The sequence below is a fragment of the Cohaesibacter gelatinilyticus genome (assembly GCF_900215605.1).
Classification (GTDB): Bacteria; Pseudomonadota; Alphaproteobacteria; order Rhizobiales; family Cohaesibacteraceae; genus Cohaesibacter; species Cohaesibacter gelatinilyticus.
Window position 1 is genome coordinate 25,198 of the sequence record NZ_OBEL01000004.1, and the last position, 26,239, is coordinate 51,436.

Below are 26,239 nucleotides of genomic sequence, written 5' to 3' on the forward strand. Positions count from 1 at the left end.
GTGTTTGAAACATGCAAGACGTGACAAAAATCCCCAACTGGATCCAAGGTCAGGAAGTAGCCGCACATACAGGTAACTGGGTTGCTAAAGTCAATCCGCACAACGGACAGGTGATAAGCCGATTTGCGGACTCCGATGCTGCAGATGTGGATGCAGCTGTTTCTGCGGCAAAGGCTGCAGCTCGGGCATGGGCTGATCTGACTCCGGTACGCCGTGGGCAAATTTTGGCTGCAATTGTCGCAGAAATGAAAATCCGCGCGCAGGATCTGGCTGACTGTATTGCTGAGGAGACAGGCAAGCCGCCGCAAGATGCTGCTGGTGAAACCAGTGGTGCCATCATGCAAGGCGAGTTTTTTGCCGGTGAAGGTATGCGTTTGTATGCACACTCCCTGACCTCAGGCACGCCGGGCAAATACAGTCATTTGGTCCGCATGCCCTTGGGCGTTGCCGGTTTGATCGTGCCGGCCAACACACCCATTGCCAATATCGCATGGAAAGCTTTCCCGGCGTTGATCTGTGGTAATACGGTGGTGATGAAGGCTTCTGATGACTCCCCGCGCGTCGCATTGCAGTTTGCTGAAATCACCAAAGCTGCCGGATTGCCGGACGGTGTATTGAACGTGATTCAGGGTACAGGCCTGTCGGCGGGTGTGCCTTTGGTCAATGATGCCCGGATTGATGTGATCAGCTTTACCGGTTCTACAGCCGTAGGGCGTCAGATTGCCGCAGAGGCAGGCCGTCGATTGGCCCGGGTATCTTTGGAATTGGGCGGTAAAAATCCGTTTGTGGTCTGTGCCGACGCAGATCTGGAGCGAGCTGTACATTGGGCATCTTTGTCAGCTTTTAGTAATGCTGGTCAACGTTGTGCGGCTGCCAGCCGTTTTCTGGTTGCCGAAGAGGTTTATGATGCCTTCCGTGACGCCTTGGTTGCCAAGGCAAAAAGCCTGACTCTGGGGGTCAGCACCGGCTGTGATTTGGGCCCTGTGACTACCCAGCATCAACACAGCACTATTCTGGCGGCATTAAAAGATGCGCAGGAGCAAGGCGGGAAGATTGTGTGCGGTGGTAAAGCACCGACAACTTCTGAGCTGGCGAACGGTTTTTATATCGAGCCGACTGTGGTGGAGGCCCTGTCCCCGTCTGCAGACTTGTCGCAAAAAGAACTGTTTGGCCCAGTGGCTTGTTTGCATAAAGTTAAAGATCTGCAGGAGGCTCTGGATGTGGCCAATGGTACGGACTACGGTTTGACCGCTGCGATTCATACCCGGAATGTGGATCAGGCCCATTGGTTTGCCCAACGGGTGCGTGCTGGTGTGGTGAATATCAACATCGGCAGCTATGGCAGTGAACCACATATGCCGTTTGGTGGTTTTGGCGCTTCTGGTAATGGTACACGGGAGCCGGGGGTCGAGGCATTGGATGTGTATTCGGAGCTGAAAAACATCTCGGTTCTGGTTCGCACCGGCCTGATCTAATCACCAAAGCATATAGGGGTTATAATAATGCGCAGTGTTGCTTTTATTCCGGCACGATCTGGCTCGAAACGCGTACCACACAAAAACATTATGGAAGTCGCAGGCCATCCGATGATGGCCTATTCCATCCGTGCGGCTTTAGACAGTGGTGTTTTTGATACGGTGATTTGTGCGACGGATAGTCAGGAATATGCGGATATCGCAGTTCACTACGGGGCAGAGGTGCCTTTCCTGCGCTCGGCGGAAATATCTGGTGACAAATCGCCGGATATTCAGTGGGTCAAATGGATGTTACAGCAACTGGCAGAAACGGGGCGTGACTTTGATGCCTTCAGCATCTTGCGTCCGACGAGCCCGTTCCGTTTGTCGCAAACAATCCAACGGGCGTGGGCGGTATTTAGTAACGCGCCCCACGCAGATTCTCTTCGCGCCGTAGAAAAATGCAAACAGCACCCTGGCAAAATGTGGATGGTTCAGGGAGACCGCATGTTACCGCTTCTGCCCTACAGCAATAGTGATACGCCATGGCACAGCAGCCAGTATGCAGCTCTGCCGGAAATATATGTACAGAACGCTAGTCTGGAAATAGCATGGACCCGCGTGCCTAGGGAGGGCAGCAGCATTGCCGGGCAGGCCATTTTGCCATTCATCAGCCAAGGGATGGAGGGATTTGATATCAACGATCCTGAAGATATCTATCTGGCGGAGCGGATGATTGCTGAAGGACAGGGGAATTTGCCTGAAATTACGATTCCGGCCTATCAAAAATCTTAAATCAGCTTTAGACAGTTTGTCATCGGGACAGACGTAAGACTGTACAATCTGTACGGCATAGGAACGGAGAGTTATCGTGGGTGATCAAATCGGACAGGCCGTAGACGGTAAACTGGTCTATATTCCCTTTGCAGAATTTGAAAAAGTGCGGAAGGCTCCTTGGTCTCGTGAACAACGGGTTGCTGTGTTTGCGGATATGTGCCGTCTGAATGCCCTTTACATGATCGCCCGTGCTGGTTCCGGCCATATTGGTAGTAGCTTTAGCTCCATGGAAATTTTCAGCTGGATGATGCTGGAAGAATTGGAGTTGGGCACGATACCGACCGAAGGCAATGACTTGTTCTTCAGTTCCAAAGGCCACGATGCGCCGGGCTATTATGCCGTTCTTATGGGTATGGGGCGCCTTGAATTTGATCTGGTGCACAAGCTGCGCAAAATTGATGGCCTGCCAGGCCATCCGGATGTGCATACGCCGAATATCATTACCAATACTGGCTCCTTGGGAATGGGCATCTCCAAGGCCAAAGGTATGATTCACGCCAACCGTTTGGCGGAACGTGATGCTCGTGTTGTGGTACTGACCGGCGATGGCGAGTTGCAGGAAGGTCAATTCTGGGAGTCTTTGGTTTCTGCAACCAATCATAAGCTGCATGAACTGATCGTGGTGATCGATCACAACAAACTGCAGTCTGATACCTTCGTAAAGAATGTTTCTGATCTGGGGGACCTGGATGCGAAACTGGCAGCATTTGGTTGGCGTGTGGAACGCTGTGATGGTAATGATGTTGCTGTTCTCGCGCAGACATTGGCCGACATGAAAGATGATCCGTATCCGAAGGTCATCATTGCTGACACAGTCAAAGGTAAGGGCGTTTCTTTCATGGAGCATACCTCGCTGGATTCCGATGTGGATATGTATCGTTTCCACAGTGGTGCACCGGATGCCAATTCCTATCAGAAAGCGGTCGGTGAAATCACCGACCGTATCTCTGCTGCGATTGCTGACCTAGGTGGTGATGACATTGCTTATGACTTTATTGTGCGCGAACCCGCCCCAGCCTTGCCGGAAACGGCGCAAAAGCTGATCCCGGCTTATACAGAAGCCTTGTTGCAGCAGGCCGGAAAACACCCCAATCTGGTGGCGTTGGATGCTGACCTGATTCTCGATACCGGTTTGATTCCGTTCCGTGAGACTTTCCCTGAACGCTTTATTGAATGTGGTATTGCCGAGCAAGACATGGTGTCCATGGCTGGTGGTTTGGCTTTGGGTGGCGCTCTGCCAATTGCCCATTCATTCTCTTGCTTCCTGACTTCCCGCCCGAACGAACAGATCTATAACAACGCAACGGAAAAAACCAAGGTTATTTATGTAGGCTCTTTGGCAGGTGTTGTACCGGGTGGTCCGGGGCACTCACACCAAGCGGTGCGTGATATTGCATCCTTGAGCGGCATCCCGGACATGGTTATGGTCGAGCCGTGCTGTGCGGCTGAAGTTGCCCCGTTGTTGGATTGGTGTGTTAATGAAGCCAAGGGAAGCAGCTATATACGACTGACCTCCATTCCGTGCGACATACCATTTGCTCTGCCAGAAGATTACGAGGCAGTTCAAGGTCAAGGTACCGTACTGGTTGATGGCGATACTGTGGCAATTGTTACCCATGGCCCGATACTGACTGGCAATGCGGTACGTGCAGCCGAGCAATTGACTGAGGCAGGAATTTCCACCAAAGTCATCAACATGCCGTGGCTCAATACGGTGGATGGCTCATGGCTTGCTCAGGCTTTGGCCGGTTGTACCGCTCTGTTGACTCTGGATAACCACTATATGGACGGCGGTCTATCAGATGCTGTTGGTCGGGCGCTGGAATGCGACCCAGTTGTTGGATTGAAAGTTTCCCGTTTAGGTGTATCGGATGTGCCGCCGTCTGGCACAAACTCGGAAGTTCTGGACGCTGTTGGCCTGTCCGTCGAACATATCGCAGCGCGTGCGACGGCTCTAGCAGAAGTCAGATAATCGTTAAGGAGTACTTGTCGTTTGGAGATGCATTGTGGGTAAGAAGCTGTCGATACTGGTTCTGATTTCCAATGAGCAATATTTGCGGAACTGGATTAAAGCAGGAGCTTTTTCTCAGCTAGAACAGGACCATAACGTTCATTATTTGGTTGCCAGAGATTACTGGGATCCTGCAAAAATGAGGGACGTTAATGTTGAGAAATATACGGTTCTGGATCAACCATCGTATCGGAAGTTTTTTTTCCGCAGATTGTTAACGGTGACCATGTACAAGTACATCAAACGGTCTCGTGCTTTTGAAATCAAATTGCGTGGTGTTCGTCCAGCGTTGCGAAATTTATATAAATTCTTGGCTTGTCCGGGGATTTTCCAAGCTTTCTTGTCAGCAATGAATGTGGTTTTGCCCAAATGGGGTGCCTTGGCGGATGTCATCAAAGATCGGAAGCCAGATATTTTACTGGCTCCGTCAATTGCAGCCGATAGCTTCACAATTGATATGACGTACACAGCGAAATGTTTGGATGTGAAGTCGATTTTGCTAATTAACAGCTGGGATAACCTTGTGAGTAAAGGCGTACTGCCAATCCTTCCAAACAAAGTTGTGGTCTGGGGTGAACAGGGTGCAAAGCAGGCTGAAGTGGTACAAGATACGCCACGCGAAAAGATTGAGATTTTAGGATTACCGCGTTTTGAGTCCTATTTTAATCAGCAAAATCTTGATGATAAATTGTCTGCATTCCGGAAACTTAATGAAATCCCTGAAGGCAAGAAAATTATTTTTTATGCGACAACTTCGTTGCCTTATGACGATGTGACTGCCCTTGAGTTTTTAGACAAGCAAATTTCAGAGAATTCAAAGTTTAGGGATTATATCGTGTTGTTCCGCCCACATCCTGAGATGATGCAAAGGGCTGGTGAGAAAAATGTTTTTGAATGCGATTTCAAAAATGTTGTTTTGGATAGGCAGGTATCCGACTTTTATGCTTCTCGTTTTAAGGCAGAGGACCATGACTATCCGTCATTTATCAATGACACGGAATTAGAATATTATCCGGTTCTGATGAATGCAGTTTCTCTTATGGTCTGTCCGCCGACGACAATGGCACTTGAAGCAGCTCTTAATGGTATTCCTGCGTTGGTTTTGTGTTACCCAGATGGGAAAAACCAAGGGTTAACGGCTGACAAGACCGCCCACTATGGATACTTTGATGAATTGTTTGAAGCGCCGGGAATTCTACCTTGTTGGGAGCAAAAAGATTATCCGGAGCTGTTTGAAAAGCTTATTGCTCTGGGCGCAGATAAAGAAATAGCTGAGGCACTACGATATGCTAGCGAATACATTGTGTATAAGGATGAACAACCTTATTCACAACGTTTGTCAAAAATTGTTGAGGAAACTTGCGCATAAGCTGTGTGGGCTCTAAAGACGTCAAATTTGTGCTGTAGGCGTAAGCGGAAATATGTATCAGGAGGCTGTAAGCTAACCTTGGTACGGGAAGCCGCTATCGAGGAAGAAAAGAATGAGCGATACCACTGCGAACGTTTCAAAGGTTAAGCCTGATACACGTCGAAAAGGCTATCGGCAATTCAGCTCTCAGGCCAAGTCACAACTGAACCCGAAAGAATTTGTTGAGCGGCTTGCCGCACTCCGTGGTGCGGATTCATTTGTACAACTCAGCGTACGCAATAAAGAACTATTTGGCAAAATCCAAGCGTCCTATCAAAAAATCGTTGATGGGCAGGAGCTCTGCAAAGAAGACTATTTACTGAGCGGGCATGAACTGGATGAAGTGCGTAGCATTCCAGATGATAAAATCCCGCGCTATGTTGCGTATCGCTACAAGTACAATAAGTATCCTGAGTTGAAGATTGCGAACGAATATCCGCCATGTGTTCAGATTGAACCCGCTTCCATCTGCAATTACCGTTGTGTCATGTGTTACCAAATTGATAAGAGCTTTTCTTCGAAATCAAAAGGTCACATGGGGTTGATGGAGCTGGAAGTTTTCAAGCATGCGGTTGATGAGCTACAAGGCAATGTGGAAGCCGTGACGCTGGCGTCACGGGGCGAGCCGTTTTTGAATTCCAAGCTGCTGGAAATGTTAGAATACGCGAAGGGCAAGTTTCTCGCGCTGAAACTGAATACCAATGCTTCATTGTTGACAGAGAAGGCTGTTCATGCACTTTTAAGCTCTGATATTCAGACTTTAGTTTTTTCTGTCGATTCAGCTGATCCGGAAACCTATGAACGTATTCGGGTGAACGGTAATTATGACCGTGTGCGGAAAAATATTGAGATGTTTCAGAAAATCCGTACTCAAGATTATGCACAATCTAAGATCATAACCAAAATCAGCGGTGTAAAACTGAACGATGATCAAGACATCGATACCTTGGTGGATTCTTGGCAGGAGCTTGTAGATCAGGTTGCCTTTGTCCACTACAACCCGTGGGAATCAGCTTACGAGAACCCAGAGAACACGATTCAGGAACCCTGCTCTGAACTTTGGCGTCGTATGTTCTTGTGGTGGGATGGGCGTGTCAATCCTTGCGATTTTGATTACAAAAGTACATTGACAGAAAATACGGATATCCATTTCCCGGAAAAAACACTTCAGGAAATCTGGATGTCTGATCTTTACCTGAATATGCGACAAAAACATCTGGCCGCGCAGAGAGACCAGCTGTTCCCTTGTAATCGCTGTGTTTCTGTTTAGACTTCATTTGGTAAGGTGTATCTTCAGTGTTTAGTGCCGCTGTCATCGGATATAAAAATCATGCCAAGAGAGTGATTGATTGCCTTGTCAATCAACTAGGCATTCAGCAGGTAACGGTATATCATCCGAATAATGATAAAGTTAGCCAATTGCAAAATCAGGTCACTGAGGCAATTAGATATTCTTCGAATTGGGATGATGTTCTTGACTGTGATGCGATTTTTATTTGTTCCCCTTCCGGCACACATGTTTCCTATATTCAGAAGATACTAAAAACCTCGCAAGGTGGTGGAGAGTTACCTTACATCTATTGTGAAAAGCCACCTGGTGTAACAAAGACAGAACTGTTTTGGTTGGAAGATAGTAAACCTGTTCTGTGTGATCGACTGTATTTTGGGTTCAATTACAGATTCTCTCCATTATTGCAGCAATTGAAGAAAATCGTTCAGTCCGGTGAGCTTGGTTCGCCAATTTGTGCGAACTTCAATATCTCTCATGGACTGGCGTTTAAGCCCGGAATGGGAAGCAATTGGCGTTTCTGTGATCCGTCCGTCTTTTCTAAGGTTTCCGGCAATTTAGGTATCCACTATGTAGACATGTGTCTGGAGTGTTTTGGACCACTGGAAAAACATACGCTGTATGAACGGAATATTGCTGGTAATACACAGGCAGATACAGCTGTTATACAGCTTGTGTTCAAAAGCGGTATGGTCTGTAATATCATGCTGACATATGCCAGTGTCTTTACCAAAGATGTGGATGTGTTTTTTTCTGACGGGATTTTCCAGGCTGAGAATTCTGAAATTTCCATTTACTCCCCGCGCGATACATTTAACAGTCGAAATGAATTCTGTAAGCCAAAAGCACACACAGTTAACATGCATTCCGGCGGACTTTATCAAGCGTCAGGACTCTATGATTCACTGGATCATTTTGTGCAAGTGGTTCAGAACAAAGCGACGTTTGATCTCGTACAGTATGAGCAGTCTTTAACTGTTACACGCGTATTCTTGGCGTAGTGTACAGTGATTTTCTGAGGCATTTGTCATCCTGAAAGGAAAAGTCATGCAAGCGCCAAGGCATTTGGAAAGTGGACACGTATACCGCCATGTTTATTTAGTGGATTCACGTGCTCGCTGGTCTGAAGCTTCGGCACAATACGATGCGACGCAAGATTTAGTCCTGACCTATGATCTAGGACTTTATAAAGAAATTGGCCAGCAGGAAGGTGTTGTTCATTTTATTGACTACATGTGCCATCGGAGCGTAATGGAAGAAAATAACTTCCGTATGTATAATTTTTTTTATGACTGGCATTATGACGCTAGTAATGAAGATATTTTTACCTATAAAGGTATCGGTTTTGGTTTTGCTTTTCGTATTGAGGTATGGAATGATTACACGACATATGTGCGTACGTGGCTATGTTTGTCTTGCTTAAAGAGCATTTCATTTGACCAAATTTATCTGGGTTCTGGGCTGGAGCTTGTTGCAGATGTTCTGAATGACATTGGTCTGCAATATACCCGACTGACTGAAGTCCCTGAGGGAAAACAGTCTTCTTATTATTTTCCCTCACATCGCTGGATGGATGAAAAATTACGCAGTGCAACATGGCGTAAAACAGTAAAACAGCTCCTGTTTATGACAGTTGGGACATTGACTCAATTGTATGATAGTTTTTGCAGACTTTTTTACACCCCTAAGCGGATTTTTGTTCACGAATATCACCCTACACGCGCGTTAATGGCCAAGCTCCAAGACCAGCCGGGGAAGCAAGTTGTTCAGGCTCATTTTACGGGTGGCTGGAAATTTAAGAACTTATGGAGGGACCGTCCAATCCCGGTTTACGGATCCGTAGACGTGTTTGATGCAGAGGCTGATAAATTATGTGCAAAGTTTTTAAAACATAAATCAGCACGTCTCGATCTGACGACAGGTAATAATATTGCGGAAGGGGCTTCACGTGTTCTGTTGCAGAGGGTACGACAGATCTTGCCGCGCACTTTGATGGCTTTGGACTGTGTGATGCGTTATATGGATAAAAATCCATTGGACCTAGTTGTCCTAATTGCGAACATAGGTGTTATACCAAGTTTGGTACATGCTGTGGCTGAGGCCCGTGGTACGCCCAGTTACATGATAATTAATGGTTTATTGATTAATCCTTGTATGGATGAGGCTAAATATGCCACGCTGATTAATAGTTATGGGCCAAGCATTCGGGATCATTATTTTCGTGGCATGGATAATGTTATCCCTATCGGTGATCCACGGATGGATAGTTATGCTGAGTCAGAGACGAAGGCGATTGATCGTCAGAGCCCAACGATAACTATCGGTGCATCGGGTTTTAACAGTAATGATTTGAACTCCTATCAAGCAGTTGAGTTTGCGTTTCTGCACGATATTTTGCAGGCTGTTCAAATGTTGGTTGAGGCAGGTACTCCTAAGCCCAAGATCATTGTGAAAGTTCGGCCAAACGGTTATCAAGAAATATACGAGCAGCTTGTGGCTGAGTATTTCCCGGGGATTGTGGATGTAATTCTAGATACAGTGTCCATCAGGGAGCTTTTGGATAGTACTGATCTGTACATCTCGATTTATTCCCAGACCTTGATGGAAGCCTCCTGCCTAGGGATCCCAGCAATTTTTCACAAACGCGATCACGAATTTATGTATCCACCATTCGATGGACAATCTGAAGTAGTTACAACGCATTCTGCTAAAGACGTGTTACGGGCTATTCAAGATTTTATGTCTAGTTCGGATCGTTTTGATGCTTTCTTGCAGCGAGAAACCCTTGAAAAATATATCGGCCCGCTGGACGGAAAAAGCCTTGAGCGTAATTTGAAGTGTGTGGATCGAATGTTGGAAGAGTATCCCAAAAATGGAATTTCTGGGATCGTATCGGACTATTCCGTGACAGTGATCAATGCGGATGGTTAATGTATCTCATTGGGGTGGGAGCTAGTTACTAGTCCCGGCCCACAATTTCTCAGCGTTTAGGATAATAGATTGCCTTCAAATAAAAACTGGATTTCTGATCAGACACTGCAAGGTTTGGCGCAATTTGATGAGGCTATGAAAACCGCGTGCGATGATTCCAACAACTACTTGCAAAATGGAGAAGCCTACCTCAAACGCATTGGTGAAGAGTGTAATTACATTCGTGCGCTGGAGGATTTGAACTGGGCTGGGTATTTGCCGCAGGATGCACATGTTCTGGATTTGGGCTGTGGAGGTGGTTGGCTGACGGCCATTCTATCCAAACTGGAAGAAGTCAGCAAACTGCATGCTCTGGATTCTAGCTACTATTTCCTGCAAACCCTGCTGCCACAGGTGTTTGCACAAATGGAGGGTCATTTGAATAAGGTTGAGGTGGTCGAGGGCCTTTTTCAACCGTTGTTGTTTGATGATGCTACTTTTGATGCGGTGGTCGCTTCATCAGCGGTGCATCATGCTGATAATTTAGAAAGTCTGCTGAAAGAAATGCGTCGTGTGACAAAGCCCGGTGGCTATATGTTCATAGTAAATGAAACGCCGTGGTCTGGTTGGAGACATACCGTATCAGTCGCAGCATGTGCAGTACGAATATTGCGTGATCTTCTGTTGCAAAAATATTACGCAAAATCACCAGCGATTTCGGCTTCTGGCTATTTGTATGACCCTGTGCTGGGAGATCGTGACTACCCGATTTGGTACTGGGTCGAGTCCATCAAAGCTGCAGGTTTCGCAGTTGAAGAAATTATTGACAGCGAATTGCCAACTGTTGCAGATAGCAAAGGGCGCTCCTTGAAGCACTTTATCTGCCGCGCTGTTTAAATTTGTTCCGGGGGTATTATGAGGGGATGCTTTAGAAATGTTCGTCTTTGGCTGTATGGCAGGCGTTTGCGTAAGCGTTTTGTAAATAGTGTTATTCATCCCGGGGCAACGGCTGATCCGCAGTCTACCTTGGACAATCATTCGGTTCTGTTTCCGAAGGTACGCTTGATGCAAACGGATTTTGGTGCTTATAGCTATGCCCAAGAGAACACTGTTATTGTAAATGCTGAAATAGGCCCTTACTGTTCTATCGCGTCAAATGTTTCGATTGGTTTGATTAACCATCCAATACATATGATCAGCACCAATCCAGTATTTTATGATAATAGTCAGCTATTACCTAAATTTTTTGTTTCAGATATCAAATACCCCGTTGGAGCACCTCGCACAGTAATTGGGGCTGATGTTTGGATAGGTGACGGCGCAAAAATTATGAGCGGTGTCACTGTTGGGGTTGGGGCGATTATCGGGTCTGGTGCTATTGTCACCAAAGATGTGCCGCCATATGGAATTGTGGTTGGGGTCCCGGGTCAAGTAGTGCGTAGACGTTTTGATGATGCATTGTGTGTCAGGCTTGTCGCTTCGCGGTGGTGGGATGAAAGTGAAGTACGTTTGCAGCAACTCTCGCAGTATTTTTCAGAACCAGAAAAATTTCTGGAAACTCTGGGTGCATAATCAGAATGCTTTTTTCCAAGCTCTATAATTCTTATCACCGTGTTCGCAGTAAATATATGCGCACAGTTTTCAGGCTATGCCATGCGCCAACAATGCATACGTGCGGTTCTGGAGCGCATCTGTACAGTCCTTTCCGACTGGAGGGGGCTGAAAACATTTCATTGGGAAAGAACTGTGTCATACAAGCCAACAGTTGGTTGTATTGCCAACCTGAGGTGGAGGATGACGGTTGCCTGGAAATTGGTGAAGGCTGTGTGCTTGGGTACAACAACCACATAACAGCCGTGCGTAAGGTTGTATTTGAGGAATATGTCCTGACCGCAAACAATATTTTTGTTTCGGACAATCTGCATGCCTATGAGGATATCGAAACACCGATTTTACAACAGCCTATCAAGCTCAAAGCGCCAGTTGTTATTGGTCGTGGAAGTTGGCTTGGAGAAAATGTTTGTGTTATTGGTGCCAGCATAGGGAAAAATTGCGTTATTGGTGCAAATTCTGTGGTGACACAGGATATTCCAGATTATTCCATCGCTGTTGGTTCACCAGCCGTTGTCATAAAGCAATATGAGCACACTACTCGATCTTGGGTGCCATGCGCTCAAGAATAAAGACGAGATACATTATCGCATGAATTATAAATCTGATATCGATGGCTTGTGTGCCGTAGCTGTTATGTCGGCTGTTCTTTTGGGGCATTGGGTAAAACACAAGCGGGATAACAATGTTTCTGTTTCTATCGATATTCTGAAGAATGTTGCTTTTTGGGAAGCTGCAAGTGTGAAGGGCGTTGTTGCCCTTGGTCCATTACCGCTATGCGTCCGAACCTACCGAGAGCCTTTTGTATGCGTGATTTACAGGGAGGCATGACGTATGGTGAGTCGCGCTTGGATCAACAGAATTTTATGATCGATCAGCAGTTCAAAAATACGTTAACAAATCAGTATGCCACCTATTTATCAATTCTCGCTTCAGACAGTATTCATGCAGCTCCTTTGGTTGCAAAATTTATAGCAGATAAGGCTCTTAGTAGGCGTACGGTGAATTAAATGATTAGCCTTGAAAACAAACAAAATATCCTAATCACAGGGGGGGCTGGGTTTATCGGTTCGCGCCTGTCGTTGGCTTTGGTCGAGGCCGGTCATGCGGTGATTGTGCTGGACAATCTGTCGCCTCAAATTCATGGTGATGAGCCCGAGGCCTCACCGTTATATCATGCCATCCGGGACAAAGTGACCTTCGTACGTGGTGATGTGACCAAGGCGGAAGACTTGCACAAAGTATTACCCGGAACGGATACGGTTGTGCATCTGGCGGCAGAGACCGGCACTGGCCAATCCATGTATGCTATCGAGCATTATTCCCGTGTGAATGTGGGCGGCACATCATTGTTGCTCGACTTGATTGCCAACGCTCCTTATCCGGTGAAACGTCTGGTGGTTGCATCGTCCCGAGCTGTTTATGGGGAAGGAAAATATAGCAGTCCAGAGCTTGGAGCCGTTTATCCCGGTGCGCGTAAAGATGAGGATATGGCTCAAGGACAGTTTGAACATCTTTGCCCTGTAACAGGCAAAATCCTGACCCTGGAAGCTACGGATGAAGATTCGGCGCTGCATCCCTCTTCCGTATATGGTGTAACGAAGCTAACTCAGGAACAACTGATCATGTCTGTTGGTCAGGCGTTGGGTATTTCGGCTGTGGCGTTCCGTTATCAGAATGTCTATGGCCCGGGTCAATCCTTGTCCAATCCGTACACTGGCATTTTGTCGATTTTCTCAACTCGTATGCGCCAAGATGCCAGCATCAATATCTTTGAAGACGGTAAGGAAAGCCGCGATTTTGTCTATATTGATGATGTGGTCACTGCGACCAAGGCGGCCATTGAGCACCCGGATATGCAATTGCAGCAAGTCTTTAACGTGGGCTCTGGCGTTGGTACAGATGTTTTGACCATTGCCAATACACTGCGTCAGCACTTTGATGCTAAATCCGAGATTACGGTCTCTGGTCAATACCGTGTCGGTGATATCCGCCATAATGTGGCAGACCTGAGCAAGGCACAGGATGTACTGGGTTTCCAACCGACTGTGGATATCAACCAAGGTTTGCAGAAGTTTGTCGCGTGGGTGAAAGGCGAAGCTGTCGGCAAAGACCGTTACGAAGAAAGCTTGAACGAGATGAAGGCGAAGGGTCTGTTCAAATGAGCGAGGCCTCAATGGACAAAACAGATAAAATAATCGTGCCGGGCCGCGTTTCATTGGTGGTGGCCAGCTATAACCATGCGGGCTTTTTGAACCGTCGTATGGATAGTTTGATCGCGCAAACCTATGAAGATATTGAAATTGTTGTGATCGATGACTGCTCACCGGACAACAGCGTTGATATCCTGCGTGACTATGAAGACCATCCCAAGGTCAATCTGATTATCCGTAAAGAAAATGGTGGCTGGGTTACGGTCAGCAATCAGGGTATTGATGTTTCTACGGGCGAATATGTGCTGTTTGCCAACTGTGACGACAGCTGTGGTCCGACCATGGTGGAGCGCTTGGTTGCTGCCATGCAAAGCAGTGAAAAGACCGGGATTGCGTTTTGTCGCAGCTACATGGTGGATGAAAATGATGCGGTGTTGGGGGATGACTTTACCGTCCGTTCCGCCGATTTTCGCGCCTATTGTGCCGCAGATGTTGTGATTCCAAAAGATCAGGCCAACCGTTTTTTATTGCACTCTTGTGTGATCCCAAATCTCAGTGCTTGCCTGTTCCGTCGCCAGTGCTTTGAAGACCATGGCAACTTGTCCGCAGAATATCGGGTGTGTTGTGATTGGGATCTGTTTTTCCGTATTGCCCAAACCTATGACATTTCCTATGTCGCAACGGCGCTGAATAATTTCCGCCAACACCGAAAAACCATCCGTAGTGTTACCAAGGACAAAGTGGTTTATGAAGAGTATTTCCGTTTATTGCTGGGACAGGTTAATTCATTAAATCTGTCGGCTAGAGAACGCATGTCCGCGCGCACCCATGTGATGTATCTGTGGGCCGTGCATGTATTAGTTCCATCTCGCAACAGCTGGGTGAATATACCCTACCACTTGCGATGTGTCTTAATCTATGACCCAGCATCTATAGTTTTTCTTATACCTGGTTTTCTGAAACGGGTATTAGAAATCGGTTGTAAGGCAACGGGAAAAATGCTCAGAATTCTAAAACGCGAGGCAACACAACAATGAAAAAAATTCTCGTCACTGGAGGAGCAGGATTTCTTGGTTCTCACTTGTGTGAACGCTTATTGTCTGAGGGGCATGACGTTTTATGCGTTGACAATTACTTTACGGGAACGAAACAAAACATTTTGCACTTGATAAACCGGCCCATGTTTGAGGTGTTGCGTCATGATGTAACTTTTCCGTTATATGTTGAAGTTGACCAGATATATAATTTGGCTTGTCCTGCATCACCCATCCATTATCAATATGATCCTGTGCAAACTACTAAGACTAGTGTGCATGGGGCAATAAATATGCTGGGGCTAGCCAAACGGCTGAATGCACGAATTTTGCAAGCTTCAACCAGTGAAGTTTATGGTGATCCAGAAGTCCATCCTCAACCCGAAAAGTATTGGGGACGAGTTAACCCTGTTGGCGTTCGCAGTTGCTATGATGAAGGTAAACGTTGTGCTGAAACATTGTTCTTTGATTATTGGCGTCAACATCAACTTGAAATCAAAGTTGTTCGTATTTTCAATACCTTTGGTCCGCGCATGCATCCTAACGACGGCAGGGTGGTTAGCAATTTCATCGTACAGGCTTTGAAGGGAGATGATATTACCATTTATGGTGATGGTTTGCAGACACGTAGCTTTTGCTATGTAGATGATCTTATAAATGCAATGGTAGCCATGATGAATACGAGAAAGGATTTTACAGGTCCGGTCAATATCGGCAACCCAGGTGAATTTACGATGCTTGAATTGGCTGAAACTATTCTTAGTTTAACCGGATCAAAGAGCAAATTGATCTATAAAGATTTGCCTTCTGATGACCCCAAACAACGGCGTCCAGATATTTCGCTTGCGCAAAAAGAACTGGATTGGAAGCCACAAGTGTGTTTGGAAGACGGTTTGAAAGAAACTATAAATTATTTCTCCAGGATTGTGGGTGCATAGATGATGTCGGAAGCGGCAAAGCAACTTAACAGTTCGCCGACGGTGTCTGTTGTCATTCCCTGTTACAACCAGCCTAAAGACTTGCATCGATGTTTGGATAGTCTCGTGGATCAGAGCTACAAAAACTTTGAGGTTCTTGTTTGTGATGACGGCTCTGAGGAAGATATGGCTGCAGTCACAGATTGTTTTGCTGACCGTCTAGCTATTTATTTTCTAACTGATACCAACTTTGGAGGACCCGCACGTCCACGTAATCGTGGGATAGCAGCCTCAAGAGGGCAATATATTGCCTTTCTTGATGCTGATGATTGGTGGGCGGCAGATAAATTGAAGCAAAGCGTTGCTGCTTTGGAGAATGGTGCAGATATAGTATATCATGATCTATTTGTAGTCCGCAGTGCTGATCAGTGTAGTTTTAATGATAAGATATCTTCTACTCCAGTGCCTAACCCTGCATTTGAGTCATTGCTATGTTTAGGAGTTTCTATTCCCAATTCTAGTGCAGTTGTTCGTAAAGAAAGTTTGATCAAAATTGGATCAATAACTGAGGACCGTGATTTGGTTTCAGTAGAGGATTACGATACTTGGATACGGTTGTCCCGGGTCACAGAGCGCTTCACCCGGTTATCAGACTGCCTCGGATTTTATTGGGTAGGTGGCGGGAACATTTCTGCGCCATCCTCGAAGCAGATGGAACGTATAAAAAAACTCTATGCACAATACCTGGATGATCTGGAGCCAATATTGCAAGAGCGCGCATTAGGAATTTTATCCTACAGGATTGGCCGTATTGGCGTCTCGTGTGGCGAATTTAAGCAAGCTCGATCACAATTGGCCAAAGCGCTGATTTCCCCAATTCCATGGTCCTATCGCGCGAAAGCTATCATTTTTTTGTCTCTGAGCTTGATAAAGAGTATTCGTTTTTGATCAGTGTGTCTGTCATCATACCTTGCTATATGGATGCGGATACTCTTGCTGCCGCGTTAGATTCTGTGTTATTTCAATCTCGACCGGTGGATGAGATTATTGTGGTCAATGATTGTTCGCCACAAAGCCGCGAAATCGATGCAATCATGGCCCTCTATTCGTCGGTACGCTATATCACCAATTCCGAAAATGTGGGTCTGGCTGCTACGCGTAACATCGGTCTAAAGTCGGCAACGACAGATATAGTGTCATTTTTGGACGCGGATGATCAGCTCCACCCCCAGAAAATTGAGTTTCAACTATTAGCTTATGAACCGGGCGGAGCGGTGTCTTGTCAGGTTCAAAGGATGGTTGATAGTTGCGATCTGAGCGCTTTGCAAAGTTACGAAGCGGATTTTGAAACTGAGCGCTTTACCAGTAGCACATCCATGCAGTTTCGAAACCATTTGGTCGGTGCTTCAATGATGATTGGACGTCAAACGCTGCTGGATCATGGCGGTTATGATGACAGCTTGCGATCTTGCGAGGATTATGACCTCTGGCTGAGATTGATGTATTCCGGGATTCAACCCGTTGAAATCAAGCTGCCATTGTATCTCTATCGGATCAACCCACAGGGTCTGTCTCGTAATCGTGAAAAGATATCATACTGGGAGCTCAAAGCTGTAGAGGCGCATTTGCGCAGAAGCAGTTCACAATTTTTATCCAGCGTCCATGATGGTAAAATCTGGGCAGTTTGGCAGCTTCGTCATCTGTACCGCTATGAGTTGAAACCGGATCCAGAATACCGGCAGTTTATACGCAATAATATTGCTCGACTGGATAAACAACCTTTGCTGCGGTTGATCTTGACCATCATTGATCATGGTCGCTTGATGAAGGTAATAATCTGGTTTCTGCTATTGTTCGGGCGTGGAAAATATCTGGAGTAGGGATGAAAAAGCTATGTTTTGTTGCAACATCCCCTTTCGGGGTCAATCCTTTTCTTCTGGGGCATTTGGCAGTTCTGGCCGAGAACTATGAAGTGGCTTTATGTGTCAATCTTGATGTTTATCCGTTGTCAGAGAATATTGATCCTAGGGTCAAGGTCATTCATATACCCATTGCTCGTAAGGTTACACCATTTCAGGATCTGAACGTATTGTGGTGTTTGATAAAGATCTTTCATCGAGAGAAATTTGATTCTGTACATAGCCTGATGCCAAAGGCTGGCCTTCTCGGTATGATGGCAAGTATGATGTGCCGAGTGCCTCATCGTATCCATACCTTTACAGGTCAGGTTTGGGCGAGCAAAGTAGGTTGGATGCGATCTGTATTGAAATTGTTTGATTTGATGATCGTTGTATTTGCGACGCGCGTTTTCTCGGATAGTGCATCCCAAAGTGCCTTTTTGGAAAAAGAGCTGGGGTTGAGCCATCCGGTAGGAATTATGGGTAAAGGCTCCATTTCCGGCGTGGATATGGATCGTTTCAAGCCTGACCCACAGGGCCGATTGCGTAAACGCAAAGAATTAGGCGTAACAGGGTCACAATTCGTGTTTTTGTATGTTGGCCGGATCGCCAGAGACAAGGGTGTCTTTGATCTTATGGATGCCTTTGCGAAGGTTTATACCAAGCGCCAGGACGTGGTTTTATGGATGGTGGGGCCAGATGAAGAAGGCCTGTCTGACAGTCTCAAGCATGTAGCCTCAGAGGCAAACTGCGCAATAAGTTGGATTGGGCGCACATCTACACCAGAGCATTATATGGCAGCGGCGGATGTCTATGTTCTTCCCAGCTATCGTGAGGGTTTTGGCTTGGCCGTCATTGAGGCTGCTGCCTGTGAAACACCTGCTTTGGCCTATCGCATTGACGGTGTGATCGATTCTGTTGATGAAGGTAAAACAGGTCTTTTGGTGCCTTTGAAAGACATTGAAGCCTTGGCGCAAGGCATGAGCAATCTTGCGGCAAGCCCTGATCAGATTGAGGCAATGGGACAGGAAGCGCGGCAACGCGTGGAAAAAGACTTTACGGCGCAAGCAATTTCGGGGGCGTGGTTGGAGTATTATGATACCCATGTCAAGACATACTAGAACATCGGTTTATTGAGTGAGGGCAAAGATATGATACTGGTAACCGGTGGTGCTGGCTTTATTGGCAGCAATTTTGTTTTGGACTGGTTGAAAGCCAATGATGAGCCCGTGTTGAATCTGGACGCGCTGACCTACGCTGGCAATTTGCAAAATCTGGCTGCATTGCGGGATGATGCACGGCATATCTTTGTTCATGGAAATATAGCAGATAGCGTTCTGGTGACTCAGCTGTTGGCTGAGCACAAGCCACGCGCGGTGATTAATTTTGCAGCCGAGTCCCATGTCGATCGATCAATCAAAGGGCCAGAGGATTTTATTCAAACTAATATTGTTGGCTGTTTCCGTTTGCTGGAAGCGGTGAGAAACTATTGGCTTGAACAATCAGCAGATGAAAAGGCGACCTTTCGTTTTCTTCATGTCTCAACAGATGAAGTGTACGGCACATTGACGGCCGATGAACCTGCATTTGCTGAAGATCATCAATATGAGCCCAATAGCCCTTATTCAGCTAGCAAGGCGGCTAGTGATCATCTGGTGCGGGCTTATTTCCATACCTATGATCTGCCTACCTTGACCACTAATTGCTCCAACAATTATGGCCCGTATCACTTTCCGGAAAAGCTGATTCCGCTGGTTATTTGTAATGCTCTTGATGGTAAATCTTTGCCAATATATGGGGACGGTCAACAGGTGCGTGACTGGCTATATGTTTCTGATCACTGCAGTGCTATTCGGCAAGTTCTGGATATTGGGCGTCCTGGAGAAACCTATAATGTTGGCGGCAATAGCGAAAAGACCAATCTTGATGTGGTTCAGGCACTGTGTGCAATGCTTGATGAATTGCGGCCACAATCTGCTGGAACGCCATACGCTAATCAAATTACATATGTTAAGGATCGACCTGGCCATGATCGACGCTATGCAATAGACAGTTCTAAAATCCAGAAAGAATTAGACTGGGTTCCCAAAGAGAGTTTTGAAAGTGGCATTCGGAAAACTGTACAGTGGTATCTGAACAATCAAGATTGGGTCGAGGCAGTCACCAGAGGGACATATCGCAACTGGGTGGCCAAGCAATATGGAGGCACCCCTTGAGAATCCTGCTCATAGGGAAAAACGGTCAGGTTGGTTTTGAGCTTCAACGAGCTCTTGTACCTTTGGGGGATGTGACGGCTCTGGATCGTACTGGTTGCGATCTTCGTGATGCAAACAGTATGCGTATGGCGATCCAGGCGTATTGTCCTGATGTGATTGTCAACGCTGCCGCCTACACAGCGGTTGACATGGCAGAAAGTGAACCGGAATTGGCCCAAGCGATCAATGGGCATGCTCTTGGGGTTCTGGGAGCAGAAGCAGTTAAAATTGGTGCGGTCGTGGTGCATTATTCCACCGATTATGTTTTTGATGGTTCCAAAAAAACGCCCTATACCGAACAAGATGCTGAATATCCGATCAATATATACGGGCTTAGCAAGCTAGCCGGCGAACAGGCTTTGCAACACAGTGGTGCCGATTATCTGATTTTTAGAACCACATGGGTCTATGGTGCCTACGGCAACAATTTTGTCAAAACCATGCTGCATTTGGCCGCAGATCGGGAAATATTGAAGGTGGTGTCTGATCAAGTTGGTGCGCCAACTTCGGCAGCCTTGATTGCTGATGTGACAGCACAAATTTTGAGACAAATGCAGACACAGGGGCGGAACGGTTTTCCGTTTGGCCTGTATAATCTAACCGCTTCGGGTGCTGTTTCATGGTGTGACTATGCCCGCAAGGTGATTGCTGCTGGGCATGCGGCAGGTCTTGACCTAAGGGCAAATCTAGATGCAGTTACACCCATTGCTACCAGAGATTATCCGACACCGGCAGTCAGACCTCTGAATTCTCGGCTTGATACCCGAAACATACAGAACACATTCAATGTGAGTCTGTCTGATTGGCGTGATGGTCTTGCTCATGTTCTTAGGTACATATTGTAAAGGAATACAAGACATGCGCAAAGGAATAATCTTGGCCGGTGGTTCGGGAACTCGTTTGTATCCGGTAACACAGACGGTATCGAAGCAATTGATGCCAGTGTATGATAAGCCGATGGTTTTTTATCCTTTGACCACGCTAATGTTGGCTGGCATTCGCGATATTTTGCTTATATCCACACCGCATGATACACCACGCTTTGAAGAATTGTTAGGGGATGGTGCCCGCTGGGGTATTAATATTTCCTACGCAGTTCAGTCGTCACCCGACGGCCTTGCTCAAGCTTTTATTATTGGTAAGGATTACGTGAGCGGCAAGCCTAGCGCCCTAATTCTAGGGGACAACATTTTTTATGGCCACGATCTTGTCAAGAAGTTGCAAAGTGCGAATGCACAAGATCGTGGCGCCAGTGTGTTTGCCTACCATGTCCATGATCCCGAACGCTATGGCGTCGTTGAGTTTGACAAGAAGCAATGTGCTATCAGCATTGAAGAAAAACCAGCACAGCCGAAAAGCAATTTTGCGGTGACGGGCTTGTATTTTTACGACGAACAGGTCTGTGATATTGCAGCCGATATCAAGCCGTCGGCGCGCGGCGAATTGGAAATTACCGATGTTAACCGCCGCTACTTGCAGCAATCTGAGTTGAAGGTGGAAATCATGGGACGTGGTTATGCATGGCTTGATACAGGCACTCATGACAGTTTGCTGGAAGCGAGCAGCTTCATTTCAACGCTCCAAAAACGCCAAGGACTGATGGTCGCATGTCCCGAAGAAATTGCGTTTGATCAGGGTTGGATTACCGCAGAGGATGTACAAAAATTGGCGCATCCTTTGGCCAAGAATAGCTATGGTAAATATCTGTTGAATTTGATCAAGTGAGTGCAAAATGCCTTATACCGTGTTGCCCACAGCATTGCCTGAAGTTCTTATTTTGGAACCAAAGATCTTTGGTGATGATCGTGGTTTTTTCTTTGAGAGCTTCAATCAGAGGGAATTTTCCAAGGCGACCGGATCGGATTGCATTTTTGTTCAAGACAATCATAGTGCATCCACTCGGGACGTTTTGCGCGGCATGCATTATCAGATCCAAAACCCACAAGGGAAATTGGTACGTGTAACAAAAGGTGCGGTCTTTGATGTTGCTGTCGATATGCGTAAAAACTCACAAAATTTTGGCAAATGGGCTGGCGTAACCTTATCATGTGAGAATAAGCGGCAGCTTTGGGTGCCACCAGGGTTTGCACACGGCTTTTGTGTCACCAGTGATGAGGCAGAGTTTCTATATAAAACCACGGACTATTGGTATCCCGAGCATGAGCGCAGTCTGTTGTGGAATGATGCGGATGTAGGCATTGAATGGCCCTTGAGAGACGCACCGAAATTGGCGTTGAAGGATGCAGAAGGAACCCCTTTTTCTGCTTGTGAAAGCTACGATATTGTTTAGAGATCTTCTGGATCGTATGATGCAAAAACCTGCCATCTCCATTGATAAAAATGGAGAAATTCTGGGTTATTTCCAATTTTGGATTCTTGCCTTCCTATATGCCTGCTGCATGGCAATTGTGCTGCAAAAGCTTGTTTTGCCTTTGCTGCCGGATTTGCATGCTGGCCATGGCCTCATGAAAAATGATGCCATCACATTTCATAAAGCTGCGATTGTTAAATCTGTGCAAATTCTTGAATATGGTTGGTCACGCTGGGAATTGTTCCCGCAAGGTTTTCCTGCGAATGTTGGCTTGCTATCTATTCTGTATACATTCTTTGGCCCCGATCCTGTTTTGTTTGTTCCCATTAATGCAGGTGCCCATGCTTTGGGCGCCACAGTGATTTATCGGCTAGGTAACGTTATACTGCCCGGTCGACGCGGGCAGTTGGGCGGTTTGATCGCTGGAATTTTGTATCTGGTTTTTCCTACCGCGCTACATTGGTATGGGCAAAATCATAAAGATGCTTTTGCTTGTGCGGGGTTGCTTCTACTTTTACTGTCCTGGTTGGAGTTGTCTGTCCGTGAAACAATTTCCAAACGAGAAGTATTCTCGTCATTGATCTGCGCATTTGCCGGTACTTTATTGCTTGGATTGGTGCGTCCTCATTATCCCTATATTCTTATTCTGGCGCTGGTTATGGCCACGGCCGCGTCAGCGATATTATTCTGGGGACGTGATCGTAGATTGCCCTCCCTTGCAACAATGAAAGGATATGCTGGAGTTTTAATGGTGCTTTTGGCCGTTGGCCTGTTTGTGTCGCAGTTTAATACCAGAACCAATGTGATGAGCATGGATTTGACAGCGAGGCTTAATTTTCATGAATCAACGAAAAATTGGGAGTGGCAATCAACCAATGGGGTTCCTTCTGTTGTTGATGAGGCTTTCATGCGAATATCAGCGCTCCGCTCCTATTTCGTGGGTTTTGGGCGAAAGGCCGGTGCACAATCCGAAATAGATGGTGACCGTCAACCAGAAAATATTTTTCAGGCTATTGCTTATGGTCCAAGGGCCGTTTTAGTGGGGTTGTTAGCACCATTTCCATCGTTCTGGGCGGAGAAAACGACGTTGCCGCGTTTGATGGCTGCGATGGAAACAGCCCTCTGGTATTTGATAGCGGCGGGGGTTCTGCCTTTATTATTGCGCAGATCGACCCCCCACCTCATGACGGGTATTGTTTTCTGCCTCATTTTGATCGGGCTGTTAGCCTATATTAATCCTAACATCGGTACGATATACCGCCAGCGCTACGCTTTCTGGATGTTCATTTTGATGTGTGGAGCCGTGGGATGGACTGATGTGTTGTCCAGCACTGTCCTGAGATTTTCTAAGCTTCGAAGAGTGCCCTCTCAGTTGGATAGTGTGGTTGGTGAGCCGATCATCAGGGAGCAAAAGCTAGAAGAAAATCTACAAAAAACTAATAAGGTTGCAGCATCTGGTGCCATAGCTGTTGTGTTGACATTTGTTTGTTTCCTCGGTTTTTTCGTACGCGATCTGATTTTGATAAATCGGCTTGGTATCTCAATACAGCTTGATGCCTTTTTCACAGGAACAATGGTTCCCATGTTTATCGTTACCTTTATAGCGATGCCGATGGCTGATAGCTTGATGCGGCCGTTTGTTGGCTTTACTTACGAGCAATCAGAACAACGTAGCGCATTCATTCAGCATTTACTGGTTCTCGCCGTGGGCGTTCTGGGTGTGATTGCAATTTTGTCTGTTTTGCTGGCACCCTGGTTCGCACAGATCGTTCTAGGGGCGGGGAAGCAAACTGATCGTGTTGCTGAAACAGTTGTGATGTTACGTTGGTACGCGCCGATAATTGTCCTCTCCGCATGGACCGTGATTGGTAACGCGGTTCTGAATGCGTTTCATAAATCAAAATATGTTGCAAGTGCACAACTGATCGTTCCGATCCTAACAATTGTCGTCATTATCAGTGTTCCCGTACAATATGTGACGAAAGCTGCTGTGTTTGGCATGTTGACGGGGACATTCTGTAATGGACTAATTGTGTGTTATTTTGCATGGCGCGAAGGCGTGCTTGTTGTGCCCAGATGGTCAAGCCTATGGCAGAATGACCTCAAACAAGTCTTCAAACACTACGCAAGATTGGTGTTAGCAGCTTTGTTGACTGCAGCATTGATTCCGTTGAATTATACCTTTGCAGGCATGCAAGGCGAAGGTGCGGTATCCACGTGGGCATTTGCCAGCAAAATAGTTGTGTTCTTTACAGGGCTGGCAACATTTGGCGTTTCAGCCGTCGTCTTGCCACACTTTGCGCGATTGGTGAATCAGGGTTGGCATGTGCAGTTCCGGAATCAAATTTTCTTTATGTTGTTGTTGGGCGGCTGGATGGGTGCTGCCTTGGCTTTAGTTATTTTCCTCTTTGCGGAGCCGATGGTTGGTGCTGTATTGTCAAACAAACAATTTGCTACCAATGAGATTGAGCATTTAGCAACTTTGGTTCGTATTGGTGCTCTGCAACTGCCTTTTGTTATTCCCGGGGTTTTGTTGGTTAAAGCAGCAGCTGTTACCGGTGGTTCATTGCGGATGATGATTGCTGCCGGATTAGGTTTCTTTAGCAATTTGGTCGCGAACTATTTATTGGTACCCTATTTGGGTATGATTGGGGTTGCTGTTGGCGCACTGTCTGCCGCTTCTCTTTCTGCATTCTGTTTGCTTTTGCTGACGCACCGCCGTGCCAATCTGAATATGCTTGAGATGCTGACAATTGTGGTTAGCTGGGTGGTTTGGTGCGTTGTGTGCGTTGCCATTGGCTCAGGCGCGTTCACCATCATTCTATTTGGTGGCGCAGGGATTGCTTTATTGTTGTGGATTCAATTGCAAACTTGGCGAGTTGTTGGCTAAATGACTGCTTTGTTTCAATGGTCAATGCTTCAACAATTGTGTATCGCATTCAGATTGCAAGCTATTGGAATAGCGATGCTTTTATCGATCATTCCGAGACCTGGGTTAGCCAAATACAGTTTTGAGAGCAATTTTCAGATCCAAGAATAATGAGCGGCGGTTGATATAATCATTATCTGCTCTTGCCAGCAATTTCGGATTGCTCATGTCGATCTTGTTGGCTTGGGCATAGCCGGTGAGACCTGGCAGAACATCAAGCACTCCAAGTGCTTTGCGGCACGATAGCAGTTCTTCCTGCGTCGGCAGGCAGGGGCGTGGACCAATTAGCGTCATTTCACCGCGCAGAATGTTCCAGATTTGGGGCAACTCGTCCAGTTTGGTTTTTCTGAAAAAATTTCCCATTTTTGTTACTGTAAGTGGCGGTAATTCATGGGTAGGTACGTCTTGGGTTCCTACTTGCATGGACCGGAATTTATGGCACATGAAAAGTTTGCCGTCTTTCCCGACTCTCTGTTGAGAGAAAATGACAGGACCGGGACTATCCAGTTTGACCAGAATATACAAAATGGGGAACAGCCAGCCAAGGCATAGAATGCTAAGCACAAAAGCATGATCGACCAACCATCGGGTCAGAATATAGAAATGGTTATCAATTTGCCGATCGGTTAATGTGATGAAGGTCTCATTTTCTGAAACCGGGGTGACCAATACCTGATCGATGGTCTCCATAACAAGCTCACGAGAGACAGCAGGCTTGAATGCCGCCTGCATCATGGCTGGCAACGAGTATTTCCCGCCATTACCTGTTGTTCGGGTCTGCCCAATGTGAAGGAAAGTCAAGTGCCAGTCGGGAAGCTTTTGATCAAATGTCTGCAAGATCGATTCGAGTCGATGTTCGCTCTCAATGCCGTCGGACAATGCAGTCGCCGTGGTGGAAACCGAAGATATACAAATCTGCCTATTGATACCTGCTTGGTAAAGCTGACTGTAAAAATCAGACAATAATGCGTGTTTATGATCGTTGAAAGTGGATTGCTGGCCATTCGGTTTATGCGTTGCCAAATGGATACAGGCATCAAAGCTTTGCAAATTTTGCGCAGAAATCGAACAAAAATCAGCAATTGGCTGAGTAGGAAACAAGGCTTTAAGCTGTGCAGGATTTGTACCCACAAGCAGAAGCTGATGCCCTCGCAGTACAAGATGCTGAACCAAATAAGAGCCTACTGGTTCGGTAGCTTCTGTTACAATAATTCTCATTGCAG

At 46.5% G+C, this 26,239-nt stretch carries 23 protein-coding genes; 22 read left to right on the forward strand and 1 reads right to left on the reverse strand.

Going from position 1 to position 26,239, the window contains the following annotated elements; all coding sequences use genetic code 11:
• Positions 1-11: 11 nt before the first annotated feature.
• From CRO57_RS16115 to CRO57_RS16225, 22 genes are all read left to right on the forward strand, one after another.
• The gene (locus tag CRO57_RS16115; protein WP_097154522.1) at positions 12-1,475 is read left to right on the forward strand and encodes an aldehyde dehydrogenase family protein; all 1,464 of its coding nucleotides are present in this window, start codon (positions 12-14) and stop codon (positions 1,473-1,475) included.
• A gap of 27 nt (positions 1,476-1,502) precedes the next feature.
• Positions 1,503-2,249, forward strand: coding sequence for an acylneuraminate cytidylyltransferase family protein (locus CRO57_RS16120; protein WP_097154523.1), 747 nt, complete (start codon positions 1,503-1,505; stop codon positions 2,247-2,249).
• A gap of 76 nt (positions 2,250-2,325) precedes the next feature.
• Positions 2,326-4,263 (forward strand): transketolase C-terminal domain-containing protein, encoded by a 1,938-nt coding sequence (locus CRO57_RS16125; protein WP_097154524.1) that lies wholly within the window; start codon positions 2,326-2,328, stop codon positions 4,261-4,263.
• A gap of 34 nt (positions 4,264-4,297) precedes the next feature.
• Positions 4,298-5,671: a CDP-glycerol glycerophosphotransferase family protein gene (locus CRO57_RS16130; protein WP_097154525.1), complete on the forward strand. Its 1,374-nt coding sequence runs from the start codon at positions 4,298-4,300 to the stop codon at positions 5,669-5,671.
• Between the two features lie 112 nt (positions 5,672-5,783).
• A complete protein-coding gene (locus CRO57_RS16135) occupies positions 5,784-6,980 on the forward strand; it encodes a radical SAM/SPASM domain-containing protein (protein WP_097154526.1) in 1,197 nt (398 codons plus the stop codon).
• A gap of 26 nt (positions 6,981-7,006) precedes the next feature.
• Complete coding sequence (locus CRO57_RS16140) at positions 7,007-7,999, forward strand: Gfo/Idh/MocA family protein (RefSeq protein WP_097154527.1); 993 nt, start codon at positions 7,007-7,009, stop codon at positions 7,997-7,999.
• 46 nt (positions 8,000-8,045) lie between these two features.
• On the forward strand, positions 8,046-9,929 hold the full coding sequence (locus CRO57_RS16145; RefSeq protein WP_097154528.1) for a hypothetical protein: 1,884 nt from the start codon (positions 8,046-8,048) through the stop codon (positions 9,927-9,929).
• A gap of 69 nt (positions 9,930-9,998) precedes the next feature.
• Positions 9,999-10,805 carry a class I SAM-dependent methyltransferase gene (locus CRO57_RS16150; RefSeq protein ID WP_097154529.1) on the forward strand — a complete coding sequence of 269 codons (807 nt, stop codon included), beginning with the start codon at positions 9,999-10,001 and terminating at the stop codon, positions 10,803-10,805.
• Positions 10,806-10,871: 66 nt separating this feature from the next.
• Entirely contained in the window at positions 10,872-11,480 is a 609-nt protein-coding gene (locus CRO57_RS25260) for a CatB-related O-acetyltransferase (RefSeq protein ID WP_170956142.1), read from the forward strand.
• Between the two features lie 5 nt (positions 11,481-11,485).
• Positions 11,486-12,091: an acyltransferase gene (locus CRO57_RS25265; RefSeq protein WP_097154531.1), complete on the forward strand. Its 606-nt coding sequence runs from the start codon at positions 11,486-11,488 to the stop codon at positions 12,089-12,091.
• 19 nt (positions 12,092-12,110) lie between these two features.
• A complete protein-coding gene (locus CRO57_RS25010; RefSeq protein WP_097154532.1) occupies positions 12,111-12,350 on the forward strand; it encodes a hypothetical protein in 240 nt (79 codons plus the stop codon).
• Between the two features lie 179 nt (positions 12,351-12,529).
• Positions 12,530-13,684 (forward strand): NAD-dependent epimerase/dehydratase family protein, encoded by a 1,155-nt coding sequence (locus CRO57_RS16175; RefSeq protein WP_097154534.1) that lies wholly within the window; start codon positions 12,530-12,532, stop codon positions 13,682-13,684.
• A complete protein-coding gene (locus CRO57_RS16180; protein ID WP_097154535.1) occupies positions 13,681-14,709 on the forward strand; it encodes a glycosyltransferase in 1,029 nt (342 codons plus the stop codon). Before CRO57_RS16175 ends, CRO57_RS16180 begins: the two co-directional genes overlap by 4 nt.
• Positions 14,706-15,644: a UDP-glucuronic acid decarboxylase family protein gene (locus tag CRO57_RS16185; protein ID WP_097154536.1), complete on the forward strand. Its 939-nt coding sequence runs from the start codon at positions 14,706-14,708 to the stop codon at positions 15,642-15,644. The genes CRO57_RS16180 and CRO57_RS16185 overlap by 4 nt, the downstream gene beginning before the upstream one ends.
• On the forward strand, positions 15,645-16,571 hold the full coding sequence (locus tag CRO57_RS16190) for a glycosyltransferase family 2 protein (RefSeq protein ID WP_097154537.1): 927 nt from the start codon (positions 15,645-15,647) through the stop codon (positions 16,569-16,571).
• Positions 16,505-17,503 carry a glycosyltransferase family 2 protein gene (locus CRO57_RS16195; RefSeq protein WP_097154538.1) on the forward strand — a complete coding sequence of 333 codons (999 nt, stop codon included), beginning with the start codon at positions 16,505-16,507 and terminating at the stop codon, positions 17,501-17,503. The genes CRO57_RS16190 and CRO57_RS16195 overlap by 67 nt, the downstream gene beginning before the upstream one ends.
• Positions 17,504-17,505: 2 nt before the next feature.
• Positions 17,506-18,642 (forward strand): glycosyltransferase family 4 protein, encoded by a 1,137-nt coding sequence (locus tag CRO57_RS16200; protein ID WP_097154539.1) that lies wholly within the window; start codon positions 17,506-17,508, stop codon positions 18,640-18,642.
• A 30-nt stretch (positions 18,643-18,672) separates the two neighbouring features.
• On the forward strand, positions 18,673-19,737 hold the full coding sequence (gene rfbB / locus CRO57_RS16205) for a dTDP-glucose 4,6-dehydratase (RefSeq protein ID WP_097154540.1): 1,065 nt from the start codon (positions 18,673-18,675) through the stop codon (positions 19,735-19,737).
• Positions 19,734-20,621, forward strand: a complete 888-nt coding sequence (gene rfbD / locus CRO57_RS16210; protein WP_097154541.1) for a dTDP-4-dehydrorhamnose reductase — start codon at positions 19,734-19,736, stop codon at positions 20,619-20,621. The genes rfbB and rfbD overlap by 4 nt, the downstream gene beginning before the upstream one ends.
• A 13-nt stretch (positions 20,622-20,634) precedes the next feature.
• The gene (gene rfbA / locus CRO57_RS16215; protein WP_097154542.1) at positions 20,635-21,501 is read left to right on the forward strand and encodes a glucose-1-phosphate thymidylyltransferase RfbA; all 867 of its coding nucleotides are present in this window, start codon (positions 20,635-20,637) and stop codon (positions 21,499-21,501) included.
• Positions 21,502-21,508: 7 nt separating this feature from the next.
• The gene (gene rfbC / locus CRO57_RS16220; protein WP_097154543.1) at positions 21,509-22,066 is read left to right on the forward strand and encodes a dTDP-4-dehydrorhamnose 3,5-epimerase; all 558 of its coding nucleotides are present in this window, start codon (positions 21,509-21,511) and stop codon (positions 22,064-22,066) included.
• Entirely contained in the window at positions 22,017-24,977 is a 2,961-nt protein-coding gene (locus CRO57_RS16225; protein WP_097154544.1) for a lipid II flippase MurJ, read from the forward strand. The genes rfbC and CRO57_RS16225 overlap by 50 nt, the downstream gene beginning before the upstream one ends.
• Positions 24,978-25,082: 105 nt before the next feature.
• On the opposite strand, the gene CRO57_RS25190 is transcribed toward CRO57_RS16225, so the two are convergent.
• A complete protein-coding gene (locus CRO57_RS25190; RefSeq protein WP_244580127.1) occupies positions 25,083-26,234 on the reverse strand; it encodes a sugar transferase in 1,152 nt (383 codons plus the stop codon).
• Positions 26,235-26,239 lie beyond the last annotated feature (5 nt).

Bases quoted from the DNA above. Each gene is read 5' to 3' on its own strand.
- CRO57_RS16115 (WP_097154522.1), top strand. From the start codon at position 12: ATGCAAGACGTGACAAAAATCCCCAACTGGATCCAAGGTCAGGAAGTA.
- CRO57_RS16120 (WP_097154523.1), top strand. From the start codon at position 1,503: ATGCGCAGTGTTGCTTTTATTCCGGCACGATCTGGCTCGAAACGCGTA.
- CRO57_RS16135 (WP_097154526.1), top strand. From the start codon at position 5,784: ATGAGCGATACCACTGCGAACGTTTCAAAGGTTAAGCCTGATACACGT.
- CRO57_RS16145 (WP_097154528.1), top strand. From the start codon at position 8,046: ATGCAAGCGCCAAGGCATTTGGAAAGTGGACACGTATACCGCCATGTT.
- CRO57_RS25265 (WP_097154531.1), top strand. From the start codon at position 11,486: ATGCTTTTTTCCAAGCTCTATAATTCTTATCACCGTGTTCGCAGTAAA.
- CRO57_RS25010 (WP_097154532.1), top strand. From the start codon at position 12,111: ATGAATTATAAATCTGATATCGATGGCTTGTGTGCCGTAGCTGTTATG.
- CRO57_RS16175 (WP_097154534.1), top strand. From the start codon at position 12,530: ATGATTAGCCTTGAAAACAAACAAAATATCCTAATCACAGGGGGGGCT.
- CRO57_RS16180 (WP_097154535.1), top strand. From the start codon at position 13,681: ATGAGCGAGGCCTCAATGGACAAAACAGATAAAATAATCGTGCCGGGC.
- CRO57_RS16185 (WP_097154536.1), top strand. From the start codon at position 14,706: ATGAAAAAAATTCTCGTCACTGGAGGAGCAGGATTTCTTGGTTCTCAC.
- CRO57_RS16190 (WP_097154537.1), top strand. From the start codon at position 15,645: ATGATGTCGGAAGCGGCAAAGCAACTTAACAGTTCGCCGACGGTGTCT.
- CRO57_RS16195 (WP_097154538.1), top strand. From the start codon at position 16,505: ATGGTCCTATCGCGCGAAAGCTATCATTTTTTTGTCTCTGAGCTTGAT.
- CRO57_RS16200 (WP_097154539.1), top strand. From the start codon at position 17,506: ATGAAAAAGCTATGTTTTGTTGCAACATCCCCTTTCGGGGTCAATCCT.
- rfbB (WP_097154540.1), top strand. From the start codon at position 18,673: ATGATACTGGTAACCGGTGGTGCTGGCTTTATTGGCAGCAATTTTGTT.
- rfbA (WP_097154542.1), top strand. From the start codon at position 20,635: ATGCGCAAAGGAATAATCTTGGCCGGTGGTTCGGGAACTCGTTTGTAT.
- rfbC (WP_097154543.1), top strand. From the start codon at position 21,509: ATGCCTTATACCGTGTTGCCCACAGCATTGCCTGAAGTTCTTATTTTG.
- CRO57_RS16225 (WP_097154544.1), top strand. From the start codon at position 22,017: ATGCAGAAGGAACCCCTTTTTCTGCTTGTGAAAGCTACGATATTGTTT.
- CRO57_RS25190 (WP_244580127.1), bottom strand. From the start codon at position 26,234: ATGAGAATTATTGTAACAGAAGCTACCGAACCAGTAGGCTCTTATTTG.